A 14387-nucleotide genomic window follows, 5' to 3' on the forward strand; every position below is an offset into this window, starting at 1 on the left:
TCCCCTATCGGATTTTCAGGGTCGCCAGACCCACCAGGACCAGAATTACGGTGATGATCCAGAAGCGCACAATGATCTTCGGCTCCGGCCATCCTTTCAGTTCAAAGTGGTGATGAATCGGCGCCATGCGGAAGACCCGGCGGCCGGTGAGCTTGAACGAGCCCACCTGCAGCATCACCGAAACGGTTTCCATCACGAACACGCCGCCCATGATGAACAGTACGATTTCCTGGCGGACGATCACCGCCATCACACCCAGCACCGCGCCCAGGCCCAACGCGCCCACATCGCCCATGAACACCTGTGCCGGGTAAGCGTTGAACCACAGGAACCCGAGGCCAGCACCACACAGGGCGGCAGAAATAATCACCAGCTCGCCGGCACCGGCCACATAGGGAATCTGCAAGTAAGGGGCAAACTCCGCATGGCCACCGGCATAGGCAAAGATGCCCAGAGCACCGCCCACCAATACCGCCGGCATGATCGCCAGGCCATCCAGGCCATCGGTCAGGTTCACCGCATTGCTGGTGCCGTTGATCACGAAATAGGTCAGCACGATATAGAACCAACCCATGTTGATGACCACATTCTTGAAGAAGGGCACGATCAGCTGGGTTTCCACCGGGCTCTGAGCGGTAAAGAACAGGGCAAAAGCCGCACCGAGAGCGCCAATGGACAACCACAGGTATTTCCAGCGGGCCGGCAGGCCGCGAGGATTCTTTTCCACTACCTTGCGCCAGTCATCTACCCAACCCACGGCACCGAACACAAACAGCACACCCAGGGTGATCCAGATAAAGCGGTTACTCAGGTCTGCCCACAGCAGGGTGGAAATAACGATGGCAATCAGGATCAACGCCCCGCCCATGGTGGGGGTGCCGGCCTTGCTCAGGTGGCTCTTGGGGCCATCGTCACGAATGGCCTGACCCACCTGCTTTTCCTGCAGCTTGCGGATCATGATCGGGCCCACCCAGAAGGCGATAAACAGGGCCGTCAACACGCTGAGAATGCCGCGCAGGGTGATGTACTGCACCACCAGGAAACCGCTGTGAAATTCTGCCAGAAGTTCAGCCAGCCATAGCAACATCAGAGTGCCCCCTGTTTCGATTTGTGAGGGCCTGCGCCCATGGTCAGTCGCTGCACCACCGCTTCCATACCGGCACTACGCGAACCTTTCACCAACACGGTTCCACCCTGTTGAAGAACCGGGGCACTCCAGGTTGCCGCCTGCTGATCGTTCTGGGCCGTCCTGGCGCCTTCACCAAAACCTATGGCTGCAGCACTGGCGCCGGTCATCACCACCAAGTCACTGATGCCTGCCTGGCGGGCATAGCCACCCAGCTCTTCAACCAGTTGTTCTGCCTGCGGACCCAGCTCGCCCATGGCCCCCAGCACCAGCATCTGCGGTGCCGGCTGAACGGCCAGCCAGTCTATGGCAACACGCACGGAACCCGGGTTGGCGTTGTAGGTGTCATCCACCAACACGCCATCGCCCACCGCATGCAGATTCATGCGGCCGGGCACCGGCTTGAGCTGCGCCAGGCGTGGCAGCACCTGGCCCAGGTTCACACCCAGAGCTCGCACGGCGGCACAGGCCAGCAAGGCATTGCTGACCTGATGAGCGCCGGGCAGTGGCACGATCACTGTCTCGCCCAACGGCTGAAGGACAAATTCCACCCGCTCCTGATGCAGCTGAATATTGTCGGCATACAAGTCCGCCGGCGCCTGGCTGCCCACACGAATCACGGTAAGGCCGGCCTTTTCTGCCTCAGCGGCAAAGAAATCGGCAAAGCTGTCATCGTTGTTGATGATCGCCTGCCCACCGGGCTGACAACCGCCGAAGATTTCCGCCTTGGCGTTGGCAATGCCCTGCATGGAACCAAACCCTTCCAGATGGGCACCGGTCACATTGGTCACCAGCACCACCTTCGGTTTGGCCAGGGAGCTGGTCCAGGCGATTTCACCGGGGGCATTGGCGCCCAGTTCGATGACCGCATAACGGTGTTCGCCGGCCAGACGCAGCAACGTCAGCGGCACACCGATGTCATTGTTGAAGTTGCCACGGGTAGCCAGGGTGCCCTCGCCCAGCATGGCGGCGGCCATTTCCTTGACGGTGGTCTTGCCGGCATTGCCGGTTACCGCCAGGCGCTCGCCGGTAAACTGGTCCGCATAACCGCTGGCCAGACGGCCCAGACCCAGACGGGTATCAGCTACCTGCACCGCGCTGGCAAAGTCACTTTGCTCACGATCCACCAGGGCGGCGATGGCGCCACCTTCAGCGGCCTGGGCAAGAAAATCATGGGCATCAAAACGCTCGCCCTTGAGCGCCACAAACAGGCAGCCCGGCGCCATGTCACGGGTATCGGTCACTACGGCGCTGACCTTGTGGTCTTCCCCGATCAGAGTGCCACCGGTCCATTGGGCGATCTGCGACAACCACATCATGAGGCACCTCCCCGGGCGGCCAGCGCCTGGCGGGCAAGTTCTCTGTCATCACTGGGGTAACGCACGCCGTCGATTTCCTGGTAGTCCTCATGGCCCTTGCCGGCCAGCAGAATCACGTCGCCGGCCAGGGCACTGTTTACGGTTTCCTGAATGGCCTCGGCACGATCCACGTTTTCGCGGACCGCCTGCGCCCCGACAAGACCGGCGCGCATCTGATCAATAATGGTTTGCGGGTCTTCGCTGCGCGGGTTATCGCTGGTCAGCACCACGGTATCGGCGAGCTTTTCCGCCACCGCCGCCATCTGCGGGCGCTTGCCCTCATCCCGGTCGCCGCCGCAGCCGACCACGCAGAACAGACGGCCGGCGAAATGATCCCGGCACGCCTGCAGCGCTTTTTCCAGGCCATCCGGGGTGTGGGCATAATCCACGATCACCGTCGGACAGCCATCAGCCTGCACCGGTTCCATACGCCCCGGTACGGGAGTAATGGCGGCCAGTGCCCCGCCCAGCGCCTCAGCGGCCACGCCCTGACCATGCAGGATAGCCGCCACGGCCATCACATTGCTGAGATTGAAGCGACCAAACAGAGGTAGGCTCAACGGCAGCACGGTGCCGCCCACGAACAGCTCCGCCTGGATTCCCTCTGCGGTGCACTGCAGGGACAGGCAGCGCACGGTGGCACCCTGCTGGCTGCCGAAGGTGACACAGCGAACCCCGTCGGGCAGACAGGCAATCAGGGTTGAGGCTGCCGGGTCATCACAGTTGATCACCGCCAGCTGAACCCCTTCGCGAGTAAACAGCATGGCCTTGGCAGCCAGGTAGGATTCCATGTCGCCGTGATAATCCAGATGATCCCGGCTCAGATTGCTGAATACCGCGGTGGTAACCAGGGTGCCGCCCAGACGATTCTGGTCCAGGGCATGGGAGGAAATCTCCATGGCTACGGTATCGGCACCGGCATCGCGCACTGTCGCCAATCCGGCCTGCAGGGTAATCGGGTCCGGGGTGGTATGACCGGTGGTCTGCTCCTGGCCTTTCAGCCCCAACCCCAGGGTACCCACCAGGGCACAGCGGTGCCCCAGCGCATTCAGTGCATCGCGCAGGAACCAGGTGATGCTGGTCTTGCCGTTGGTGCCCGTCACACCGGTAATGCGCAGGCGATTGGCCGGCTCACCGAACCAGCGCGCGGCCAGATCACCCACCTGCCCCGCCAGCCCCGGCAGATTCACGCAGGGCACTGGCTGCTGCAGATCCACGGAGAAGGTCTCCGCATCCGCCAGCACCACGGCGGCACCGGCACTGATCGCCTGACTGATGAAATGACGGCCGTCACTGGCCACGCCAGGTACCGCCACAAACACTTCACCCGGCTGCAGGCGGCGGCTGTCCAGCTGCAAGCCAGAAATGGCAAGGCCTGCCACTTGGGCAGGCAGGCTGTGCTCGGGGAGCAGTTGCTGGAGGCGCATCATGAGCGGTCCTCCGTATCCGGGCCGCCGGCCAGCAGCCCTTCGGGCCTGTCCGGTGGCACATGCAAGGTCCGTAACACCCCGCCCATGATTCGGGAAAAGGCCGGCGCGGCTACCAGACCGCCGTAGTAGGCATCACTGCGTGGATCGTCGATAACCACTACGGTGACAATGCGCGGGTCTGTGGCCGGGGCCAGGCCGGCAAACAGACCGATATAGCTGTCATCCGCATAACCGCCGGAGACTACCTTGTGCACGGTGCCGGTCTTGCCAGCTACCTGGTAACCGGGCACCTGGGCGCGGCTGGCCGTGCCCACCTGGCTAACCACGGTTTCCAGCATCTGCACCAGTTGCCGGGCAACCGGCTTGCCGAGCACCTGTTCACCGGCGGGTTTTTCTTTCACCTTTTTCAGGGTCAGCGGCACCTTGACGCCGTCATTGGCGATCACCGCATAGGCCTGAGCCAGCTGCACCGCGGAAACACTCAAACCGTAGCCATAGGAAAGCGCAGCTCGCTCCACTTCCCGCCAGTGGCTGCGCAATGGCAGCATACCGTTGCTTTCACCGGGAAAATCAATGGCGGTAGCCTGACCAAAACCGAAACGTTCCAGGTAGGACGGCAGCGCCAGCGGCTCCATGGCCAACGCCAGCTTGCTGGTGCCCACGTTGGAGCTCTTGGTGAGCACGGTGGTGATATCAATCACTCCGTAGTCGCGATGGTCACGAATGGTTTTGCTACCCACCCGCAAGGTGCCGGGGTGAGTATTGATGGTGGTAGACGGCGTCACCATGCCCATTTCCATGGCCGCCGCCACGGTAAAGGGCTTCATGGTGGAACCGGGCTCGAACAGATCAGTCACCGCGCGGTTGCGCAGGGCACCGGTATCCAGATTGCCACGGTTGTTGGGGTTGTAGGCGGGCTGGTTCACCATGGCCAGCACTTCGCCGGTGCGTACATCCAGCACCACCGCACTGCCGCCCTTGGCCTTGAATTGCTGCACGGCGCCAAGCAGCTCCCGGTAAGCCAGGTACTGCAGACGCAGGTCAATACTCAGGGTTACGTCTTCACCGGGCTGGGCCGGCTCCAGCACTTCAATATCCTGAATTACCCGACCCAGCAGATCACGAACCACCTTCTTGCGACCGGATTTGCCAGACAGGTGTGACTCCATGTCCAGCTCAACGCCTTCCTGGCCCTGATCGTCAATATTGGTAAAGCCCACCACATGGCTGGTCACTTCACCGGCGGGGTAGTAACGACGGTATTCGGTCAGCGAATGGATGCCGGGAACATTCAGATCCAGCACCGCCTTGGCCGCTTCCGGCGCCAGACCGCGCCCCAGATAGATAAACTCACGGGACTCGTGACGACGTACCTTGCTGGCGAAATCCTGCTGGCTGATCACCGGATTACCCGCCAGCCGCGACCATTGCTCCTGGTTTTCCAGGGCTTCGCGGGGATTGGCCCAGAGGGTGACCACCGGCGTACTGACCGCCAGGGGACGGCCATCACGATCCCGAATCACGCCCCGGTGAGCAGCCAGGGGCTCCACACGCAGATTGCGGATATCGCCCTGATGAGCAAGAAAGTCGTGCTGGATCACTTGCAGGTCTACCGCCCGCACCACCAGGACACAGGCACACACCAGCCAGAAGCCCAGCACAAAGCGCCAGCGCATCTGGTGATTGGGTTGCCGTGTCTTGCGAGCCTGGCGTTTCATGGCCGGATCAGCACTCTCTCATCGGTTTTCGGTAATTTCATGCCCAGCTTCTCGCGAGCCAGGCGCTCTACCCGGGCATAGCTGCCCCAGGTACTGTGCTCCAACAGCAGCTGACTCCACTGGCTCTCCAGTCGAGTTTGCTGCTGCTTCAATTTCTGGCTCTCGTCGGTGAGTCGACGGGCCTCATGAACGCTGTAACTCACCGCCAGCGCGGAGATCACTACCAGCATCACCAGGGTGCGGATCAGCCAGGGGGCGCTCATCAGGCCACCTTCTCCGCTACCCGCAACACCGCACTGCGCGAGCGAACATTCACTTTCAGCTCGGCCTTGCTGGCACGAATAGCCTTGCCAACCGGCTCCAACCGCTGGGGCATTTCATCGCCCAACGGCAAACCACCGCGCCCCTTGGGAGCCCGGCCGGAATGATCGCGAATAAACAGCTTCACGATCCGGTCTTCCAGAGAATGGAAGCTGATAATGGCGAGACGCCCGCCGATGGCGAGCGTCTCCAGGGACTGTTCGAGCACTTGGGTCAGCGCATCCAGCTCCCCGTTTATATGTATTCGCAATGCCTGAAAACTGCGTGTGGCCGGGTGCTTACCCGGCTCGCCGCGGCCGATGGCCGACTCGATCAGATCGGCAAGCTGCAAGGTGCGGGTAATCGGCTGCTCCTTGCGCTCCTCACAGATACGCCGGGCAATCCGCCGCGACTTGCGCTCATCGCCATAGCGATACAGCACATTGGCAATATCCTGCTCGTCGGCCCGAGCCAGCCACTGCGCAACACTTTCACCCTGAGTCGGATCCATGCGCATATCCAACGGCCCATCACGCAGAAAGCTGAAGCCACGACCCGCGTCGTCCAGCTGCGGCGACGACACACCCAGATCCAGCAACAAGCCATCAATGGGGCGACCCACCTGGTCGACCACATCAGGCAGGCAGTCAAAGCGGCTTGCCACGATCTGGAAACGGCCATCTTCCGACGCCAGCTGCTCACCCGCGGCAACGGCCTGAGGGTCACGATCGATACCGGCAAGGCGACCCTGTGCGTCCAGTTTTTCCAGCAGTGCACGGCTGTGGCCCCCTCGCCCGAAGGTGCCATCCACATAAAAGCCATCACTACGGCTGAACCACATATCCAGTACCTCTTCCAGCATCACCGGCTGGTGTTCGTACTGCGCGCCCTTGTCGGTCATCAGAAAGACAGCTCCTGCACACTTTCCGGCAATGCATCCGGGTCCAGGGTGCCATCCTCTTCCAACCAGCTTTCTGCTTTCCAGATTTCAAAACGGTGCATCTGACCGATCAACATCGCCTGCTTCTCCAGGCCGATGGCTGCCCGTAATTCCGGCGGCACCAGCAGCCTGCCATTGCTATCCATGTCGATTTCCACCGCCTGACCGAGAAAGCGACGCTTCAGCTGACGCACCTGCGGACTGGAGTCTCGCTGGGCGGACAACTTGCCGGCGGTTTCCATGAATTCATCACGTGGGTACAGCGCGAGGCATTCGTCATAAGGGTGACGGGTAAGCACAAGCTGGCCGCCGCAGGCTTCGTTCAACGAAGCGCGATAGCGGGTCGGCATGGTGAGCCGCCCCTTGGCATCCAGATTGAGTGATGTGCTTCCAGTAAACACTGGCCGTCCTCATGCTCGATTATTCGGTTCCTTCCCGGGGGTTCTGTTTACCCCACTTCGCGACACCGGCCGCCAAGAAATTCCCACTTTTTCCCACTTTTCACCACATTGAGACACTCTATGGCCACCGGGAACACCAAGTCAAGCGTCGGCACCCAGGCAAACGTAAAAGAATTTCCAGACAAATCAGCCTGTTAGCTGTGTCACACGGAATGAAGGAAGAGACGAACGGAGGGAGTTTCGAGACGAATCAGAGCGCTGGAACGTGCAGGTGAGAAAGCACTTTAAGTGTTAGACGGATTAGTTATTACTAACTTTTTTTATATGCACTTATTAAAGGTCAAATCCTGTTCGGACACGGGCAAGCGATAGGATTGACTATCCAGCAGGTCGACGCCGCACTCCAGCGCCGCCAACCAGTCAAGAAAGTGCCCTACCTGCTCCCCTGCAAAGTAGCCACCATGCTGGGGAACGATCATGCGTGGCCCCAGCTTGCGCACCATGGCTACCCACAGCCGACAGGCCCGGTTGCTGGCCATAAACCGGCTGACCACCACCTGGCTGCGAGTGTGCATCAGCCAGCGCGGCAGGGACGCGATAATATCCGGGTCCTGATGGGATGCCAGAATGTAGTCCAGACCATCCAGACTGATTCGGCGACTCAGAGCAATGGTCAGCGGGGTGTAGGTCAGATCCCCACCCGGATCGATCAGCGCAGCGCGGTCCCCGTGGCGAATGCAGAATTGGTTGGCCTGCACGCCTTCCCCGACAACCAGATCGGAAAAGCGCAGCACTTCGTGATTATTGTAGAGAAAGAGGGTATCGATTTGCGCCATGTCGGATTCCTGCCAGGTTGTAAGCTCGGCAATTCTGACAACATCGCATCACTGGATAATGACTCAGATGAAAAAGAGAAAGCGTTTCGAGGTGAGAGTGACGAGTCACGAAAGGCAAACCCCGGTTCAGGGATTCACTTCTCGCAACTCGCATCTCGTACTGAAAAGGTGGACCGGTCGATAAGCCGGGTTCTGTCGTGGACAGTCATTCATCTCGGGTTTGCGTCGCCACAAACCTCTAGCAACCTACCCGGATCCAGCGCGGGCCACGCCAACGGATCCCTATTTGGTCTTGCTCCGGGTGGGGTTTACCCTGCCACCACTGTTGCCAGCGGCGCGGTGCGCTCTTACCGCACCTTTTCACCCTTACCGGTTCCGACACGAGGAAGGAACAGGCGGTATCTTCTCTGTGGCACTAGCCGTAGCCACACCGTTCCCAGTGTGGCCCCCAGGCGTTACCTGGCACCCTGCCCTGTGGAGCCCGGACTTTCCTCTAGCGGCTACGCCGCCAGCGACTGTCTGACCGGTCCGGGGGCGATTCTAGTCAGTTAACAGTGAACAGTGAACAGTTAATAGTTCGCGGGCCGTGTTTTTCTGCTCCTAAACGCAGAAGGCCGCGCCCAAACCCCGGGCGCGGCCTTCATTGCAGACGCTTCTCTCCTGTCCTCTCGCGAGCTGTTAACTGTTAACTGTTAACTGCCCTCAAGGAGCGCATACACCGCCTGCCGCTTCAGGCCGGTGTGGGCCGCCATGATCTTCGCCACCCGGGATACCGGCAGTTCCGCCAGCAGGGATTTTGCCAGGGCCTGGTCCTGCTCGCTCCAGTCTGCGGTTTGTGCCGCAGGTGACAATACCAGCACCAGCTCGCCGCGTTGCTGATTGCGATCCGATGCCACCCAGTCACAAATATCAGCCACGGTTCCCATGCGAATCGTCTCAAATTGCTTGGTCAGCTCACGACACAACGAGATTTCACGATCTTTTTCAACTGACGCTTTCAGCGCTTCCAGGAAAGAAAGCACCCGGTGAGGGGCTTCGTAGATAATACTTGTGACTGACAGCTTGGCCAGGCGCTCAATGGCCTGTTGGCGAGGCGCTCCCTTGGCCGGCACGAAGCCCTCAAAAAGAAAACGATCAGAGGGCTGGCCCGCCGCTGCCAACGCTGCCAGCAGTGCCGACGCACCGGGAATCGGCACCACCCGTACACCGGCCTGGTGGCAGGCGCGCACCAGACGATAACCGGGATCACTGACCAGCGGGGTTCCCGCATCACTGATCAGGGCACCCTGCTCACCTGACTGCAAACGGGCCACCAACTCTTCGCTGCGCGCACTTTCGTTGTGGTCATGACAACTGATTAACCGACTGCGGATTCCCAGCTGTTCCAGCATGCGCTGACTGTGTCGGGTATCCTCCGCCGCCACCCAGTCCACCTCACCCAGTACCGCTATCGCCCGACGACTGATGTCATCCAGATTTCCGATCGGTGTACTAACAATATACAAAGTTCCACTCATATCTGTGCACGACTCAACTGGTGAGGCTCCAATGAAGCGCCTACAATAGCGGCTTCATTCTGGTAATACGAACCTCTCGCCATGGAATTCAGAAAGGCCCGTTTGGCAGCCCTGCTTGCTGCCGCAGTCATCGCCGGCTGTTCTACCACAACTCCTACGCGCACCACGGTTTATGAACAGCCGTCGGCTACCAAGGTTGGCGCCGCCCCCACGGCACTGTCTGCGGCCCGCAGTCAACTTGCCACCATGAAAACCGATGCACGCATCGGTGCCGCACTGCAGTGGGCGGAACATTATCTGGATCAGCAACGCCCCGGTGATGCCGGCCAGTTACTGGCCGATCTGAATCCTCAGGCCTTGGACAACGAACAGCGGTTTGCCTGGATGCTGCTCAGCGGTCGCGCCCAGCTTGGTGATCAACAACCCGACGACGCGCTTGCCCTGCTGCAACGCCACGAGGATGACATTCTTCAGTATCCCGCCGAGCAACAGGCACGGCTGGATCTGCTTAAAGCCGATGCCCTGGCCATGAAGGGTGATCTGACCGGCAGCCTACAACAACGGGTTGCCACCCACCCCCTGCTGGAAGATAAAGATCAGGACTACAACCACGGCATGATCTGGCAGCTTCTGATGCAGCTGTCCAATGCCGAACTGGCTGATGCCATTGAAGACAGCAGTGGTGACTTGCGCGGCTGGCTCACCCTGGCTCGGCTTTACCGGGATCCGATCGCCGATCTCGACGCCCAGGTCAGCCGGCTGAATCAGTGGAGCGCCCAGTGGCGCACCCACCCGGCCATCGATGACGTCCCCGATATGCTCGACGCCCTGGAAAAAGCTGTCAGCGAGCGGCCCAGCAAGGTTGCCATTCTGCTGCCTGCCACTGGCCCACTGAAAAATGCCGGCAAGGCACTCCAGGAAGGCATCATGACGGCCTACTATCGGCATAAGCAGGATGGCAACCCACCGGTATTGCGCTTCTACGATTCCGGCGGTGACGACATCCTCGCGCTCTACCAGCAGGCCGTTCAGGACGGCGCCGACTTCATCCTCGGGCCTCTGGCCAAGGACAAGGCAGCCACCATTGCCAGCCAGGGCACCCTGCCTGTTACCACCCTGGCATTGAACTATATTGATCAGGGCGAGCTGCCTGAGAACTTCTTCCAGTTCGGCCTCGCCCCGGAAGACGAAGCTCGCCAGATTGCCCTGCAAGGTGCGCGCGAAGGCGCCAGCCAGGCCGGCATCCTCTACCCGGAAGGGGAATGGGGTGAACGGGTTGCCCAGGCATTTGCGCAAGAATGGCAATCCCTCGGTGGCACCGTGACCGTCACCCGGACTTACCAGGAAGGCCCCACCCTAGGTGACACCGTCAAGGAACTGCTGCTGGTGGCGCAGAGCCAGAGCCGCGGCCAGGCAGTGAGCCGCTTCACCAGCCTGGACATGGATATCCAGCCACGTCGTCGCCAGGACATGGGCTTCCTGTTTCTGCTCGCCAATCCCGACCAGGGACGCCAGGTCAAACCGGCGCTGAATTTCCACTACGCCAAGGATCTGCCGGTCTACTCCACCGCCCTGATTCACAGCGGCGAATCCAACCCGCGCCGCGACCAGGACCTGAACGGGGTGCGCTTTGTGGACATGCCATGGATGCTCAGCAACGAAGACTCCGAGCTGCGCCGAATGAGCAATGAGCAATGGCCCGAAGGCCATGGCCGCTATGAGCGGCTGTTTGCCATGGGCATTGATGCCTATCGTCTGCAAAGCCGTGTTTTCCTGCTAAGCACCCTGCCCTCCAGTGAACTGCCTGGCGTCACCGGACGCCTGAGCATGAAACAGCAGCGCATCGTTCGCGAACTGAACTGGGGCGTCTTTATCAATGGTGAGGCACGCCCCCTGCCCAAGGTAGCCGAACCCGGAAACAACAACCGAACCAGTGAAATTACCGCGCAGTAACAAAAATTCCGGTGGCGAAGCGGAAAAACAGGCTGCACACTGGCTCACGCAGCAGGGGCTAGACGTTGTGGCCCGCAATTTCCGCTGCCGGCAAGGTGAAATCGACCTGATTATGCAGGACGGTGACACCCTGGTGTTTACGGAAGTGCGCTGGCGCAGCTACCGCAGTCATGGTGGCGCACTGGCTTCCGTGGATCACCACAAGCAACGCCGGCTGATCCTGGCGGCCCAGCATTACCTGGCCCGCCACCCGCAATACCATGATCGCCCCTGCCGCTTTGATGTACTGGGAATGGAACCGGACAACAACGACACTGTCCGTTATCAGTGGATACAAAACGCGTTCTACAGCGAATAGCCCAAATAATCGAACGCGCAGAACAATGAGGTAATTATGAGCGTGGACCGTATCCGGCAATTATTTGCCGAAAGCATCGAAACCAAAGCCAAGGCCGGCGAAGTCCTGCCCACCGTCATCGAAGCGGCCGGTCAGGCCATGGTGGAATGCCTGCTCAACGGCGGCAAGATTCTCACCTGTGGTAACGGCGGCTCCGCCGGCGATGCCCAGCACTTTTCTTCCGAGTTGCTCAATCGCTTCGAGATGGAGCGTCCGGCATTGCCCGCGATCGCGCTGACCACGGATTCCTCTACACTCACCTCCATCGCCAACGATTACAGCTATAACGAAATCTTTTCCAAGCAGGTCCGCGCCCTGGGCGGCAGCGGCGATATCCTGCTGGCCATCTCCACCAGCGGCAACTCTGCCAACGTGATACAGGCTATACAGGCCGCTCACGACCGGGAAATGCGTGTTGTCGCCATGACCGGCAAGGAAGGCGGCGAGATGGTCAACCTGTATGGCCCCAACGACATCGAGATCCGGGTGCCAGCTACCTCCACTGCTCGTATTCAGGAAGTTCACCTGCTGGTGATTCACTCCCTGTGCGATTACATCGATCAGCAACTGTTTGGAGGCCAGTAAATGGCCGCACGCTTCACCCGCTTGAGCAGCATTCTGACTCTGTTTTTGATGCTGGTTACCAGCACCGGTTGTGTCTCCCTGTCCAAGGGCATGTCCGATGATCCCGTCGACCAGAATCACGGCAAACGCACCTTCGGCGCCTTTGTCGAGGACGGCAATATTGAACGCAAGGTCGCCGTGAATCTGGCCCGGGCCAGTGCCGAGCTGGACGAGTCACGCATTGTGGCGGTGAGCTACAACGGCAACGTCCTGCTTGCCGGCCAGGTAGCCAACGAAGACCTGAAGACCCAGGCCGGAAATATTGCCGAGAAGGTCCGCCATGTTCGCCATGTGCACAACGAACTGCAGGTAGTGGGGTCCAATTCCTTTCTGGCACGCACCAATGACACCTGGTTGACCAGCAAGGTGAAAAGCCGCCTGCTGATCAACGGCGAAGCCCCCGGCTGGCGCACCAAGGTGGTGACAGAAAACGGTGTGGTCTACCTGATGGGCCTGCTGACTCGCGCAGAGGCCGATGCGGTCGTCGAACAGGTGCAGAAAGTCTACGGCGTGCAGAAGATCGTAAAGATTATTGAGTATATCGACTAAAGAGCAGCTGCAAGCGACAAGCTGCAACTCGAAGAAAGGCCCTCCCCAATCGGAACGCCGAGCCCGCGCTACCCCGCCCAAAACAAAAAACCGCGCCCAAAGGGTGCGGTTTTTCTAGCTTCTAGCTTCTAGCGCGTAGCTAAAAAAAACCGGCTTTCGCCGGTTTTTTTATTTAACCACCTTCAAGTGGCTGACCTTTCCCTTGCTGTCGTCCTTTTCCGGTTCCGGGGGCGTCGGCTCGGGAGGCGTCTCTGCCGGATCGAAGGCCATACCCTGGCCGTTTTCACGGGCAAAAACCGCTACCACCGCGTTCACCGGCACCCGGATGGTCATGGGCATGCCGCCGAAACGAGCAGAGAAGGTAATCTCGTCATTCCCGGCAATAAACTGCGTCACTGCCCGCGGCGCAATATTGAGGACGATCTGACCGTCCTGAACAAAGTCCTGGGGCACTTCCACACCGGGATAGGAGGTATTCACCGCCAGGTGGGTGGTCAGGCCGTTATCACAGATCCACTCGTGGATCGCCCGTATCAGATACGGGCGATTGGGGGACATATCAGACATGATTACAGCGGGTTGCGCAGTTCGCGCTCGGCATCGGTCAGGCTGGCCTGGAAGGCATCACGGTCGAACAGACGCTCGGCATAATCCAGCAGCGGCTTGACCTGCTTCGCCGGCAGCTCGATACCCAGGGCAGGCAACCGCCACAAAATCGGGCCCACCACACAGTCCACCAGGGTGAACTCTTCGCTCATGAAGTACGGCAGCTCGCTGAAGATCGGCGCGGTGGCAATAATCGCTTCACGCAGCTCCTTGCGACGCTTGTTCAAGCTGGCTTCTTTTTCTTCACCGGCCAGAATCGCATCAACATGGCCACACCAGTCACGCTCAACCCGATGGATCAGCAAACGGCTGTGGGCACGAGCTACCGGATAAACGGGCAGCAACGGCGGATGCGGGAAACGCTCATCCAGATATTCCATGATGACCGTAGACTGATACAGGGTCAGTTCACGGTCTACCAGGGTAGGCACTTCGTTGTAAGGGTTCAGCGATGCCAGATCTTCCGGCTTGCTGTTATTGTCCACATCAACGATATCGACTGTGACCCCTTTTTCCGCCAGCACGATACGCACGCGATGGCTGTAATGATCTTCCGGGGAAGAAAAGAAAGTCATTGAAGAACGCTTGGTCACCACACCCATGGTCGAATCATCTCCGCACAAATAGCTATA

15 protein-coding genes and 1 other RNA gene are annotated in these 14387 nt (G+C 59.9%); 4 read left to right on the plus strand and 12 right to left on the minus strand.

The features are described from left to right. Positions 1-4: 4 nt before the first annotated feature. The 10 genes from mraY to rsmI all read right to left on the minus strand — a co-directional run bounded on the left by mraY (position 5) and on the right by rsmI (position 9626). Positions 5-1087, minus strand: a complete 1083-nt coding sequence (gene mraY, locus ACMG4N_RS15145) for a phospho-N-acetylmuramoyl-pentapeptide-transferase (protein WP_035248018.1) — start codon at positions 1085-1087, stop codon at positions 5-7. Then, positions 1087-2445 (minus strand): UDP-N-acetylmuramoyl-tripeptide--D-alanyl-D-alanine ligase, encoded by a 1359-nt coding sequence (locus tag ACMG4N_RS15150; RefSeq protein WP_414432284.1) that lies wholly within the window; start codon positions 2443-2445, stop codon positions 1087-1089. The genes mraY and ACMG4N_RS15150 overlap by 1 nt, the downstream gene beginning before the upstream one ends. Then, positions 2442-3914: a UDP-N-acetylmuramoyl-L-alanyl-D-glutamate--2,6-diaminopimelate ligase gene (locus ACMG4N_RS15155; protein WP_414432285.1), complete on the minus strand. Its 1473-nt coding sequence runs from the start codon at positions 3912-3914 to the stop codon at positions 2442-2444. The genes ACMG4N_RS15150 and ACMG4N_RS15155 overlap by 4 nt, the downstream gene beginning before the upstream one ends. Continuing rightward, positions 3911-5632: a peptidoglycan D,D-transpeptidase FtsI family protein gene (locus ACMG4N_RS15160; protein ID WP_414432286.1), complete on the minus strand. Its 1722-nt coding sequence runs from the start codon at positions 5630-5632 to the stop codon at positions 3911-3913. The genes ACMG4N_RS15155 and ACMG4N_RS15160 overlap by 4 nt, the downstream gene beginning before the upstream one ends. Next, positions 5629-5895, minus strand: coding sequence for a cell division protein FtsL (ftsL, locus tag ACMG4N_RS15165; RefSeq protein WP_272997242.1), 267 nt, complete (start codon positions 5893-5895; stop codon positions 5629-5631). Before ftsL ends, ACMG4N_RS15160 begins: the two co-directional genes overlap by 4 nt. After that, positions 5895-6833: a 16S rRNA (cytosine(1402)-N(4))-methyltransferase RsmH gene (gene rsmH / locus ACMG4N_RS15170; RefSeq protein WP_414432287.1), complete on the minus strand. Its 939-nt coding sequence runs from the start codon at positions 6831-6833 to the stop codon at positions 5895-5897. Before rsmH ends, ftsL begins: the two co-directional genes overlap by 1 nt. Continuing rightward, positions 6833-7273, minus strand: coding sequence for a division/cell wall cluster transcriptional repressor MraZ (gene mraZ, locus ACMG4N_RS15175; protein WP_035248027.1), 441 nt, complete (start codon positions 7271-7273; stop codon positions 6833-6835). The genes rsmH and mraZ overlap by 1 nt, the downstream gene beginning before the upstream one ends. Positions 7274-7593: 320 nt before the next feature. Continuing rightward, positions 7594-8109 (minus strand): MBL fold metallo-hydrolase, encoded by a 516-nt coding sequence (locus tag ACMG4N_RS15180; RefSeq protein WP_414432289.1) that lies wholly within the window; start codon positions 8107-8109, stop codon positions 7594-7596. Between the two features lie 165 nt (positions 8110-8274). Next, positions 8275-8640: RNase P RNA component class A (gene rnpB, locus ACMG4N_RS15185), an RNA gene on the minus strand. Positions 8641-8801: 161 nt separating this feature from the next. Next, complete coding sequence (rsmI, locus tag ACMG4N_RS15190) at positions 8802-9626, minus strand: 16S rRNA (cytidine(1402)-2'-O)-methyltransferase (protein WP_414432290.1); 825 nt, start codon at positions 9624-9626, stop codon at positions 8802-8804. An 81-nt stretch (positions 9627-9707) separates the two neighbouring features. Between rsmI and ACMG4N_RS15195 the strand changes: the two genes are divergently transcribed. Genes ACMG4N_RS15195 through ACMG4N_RS15210 form a run of 4 tightly spaced genes read left to right on the plus strand, consistent with a single transcriptional unit; the run spans position 9708 to position 13149 of the window. Further along, positions 9708-11579 (plus strand): penicillin-binding protein activator, encoded by a 1872-nt coding sequence (locus tag ACMG4N_RS15195; protein WP_414432292.1) that lies wholly within the window; start codon positions 9708-9710, stop codon positions 11577-11579. Continuing rightward, positions 11560-11937 (plus strand): YraN family protein, encoded by a 378-nt coding sequence (locus tag ACMG4N_RS15200; RefSeq protein WP_297767156.1) that lies wholly within the window; start codon positions 11560-11562, stop codon positions 11935-11937. Before ACMG4N_RS15195 ends, ACMG4N_RS15200 begins: the two co-directional genes overlap by 20 nt. A 36-nt stretch (positions 11938-11973) precedes the next feature. Continuing rightward, positions 11974-12561, plus strand: coding sequence for a phosphoheptose isomerase (locus ACMG4N_RS15205; protein WP_007150375.1), 588 nt, complete (start codon positions 11974-11976; stop codon positions 12559-12561). Then, positions 12562-13149: a BON domain-containing protein gene (locus tag ACMG4N_RS15210; protein ID WP_297767158.1), complete on the plus strand. Its 588-nt coding sequence runs from the start codon at positions 12562-12564 to the stop codon at positions 13147-13149. 168 nt (positions 13150-13317) lie between these two features. On the opposite strand, the gene ACMG4N_RS15215 is transcribed toward ACMG4N_RS15210, so the two are convergent. After that, complete coding sequence (locus ACMG4N_RS15215) at positions 13318-13716, minus strand: ClpXP protease specificity-enhancing factor (protein WP_297767160.1); 399 nt, start codon at positions 13714-13716, stop codon at positions 13318-13320. Between the two features lie 2 nt (positions 13717-13718). Then, positions 13719-14357, minus strand: a complete 639-nt coding sequence (gene sspA / locus ACMG4N_RS15220; protein ID WP_035248043.1) for a stringent starvation protein SspA — start codon at positions 14355-14357, stop codon at positions 13719-13721. Positions 14358-14387: the final 30 nt, after the last annotated feature.

The organism is Alcanivorax sp. IL2, from assembly GCF_047495475.1.
In the GTDB taxonomy this organism is placed as follows: domain Bacteria; phylum Pseudomonadota; class Gammaproteobacteria; order Pseudomonadales; family Alcanivoracaceae; genus Alcanivorax.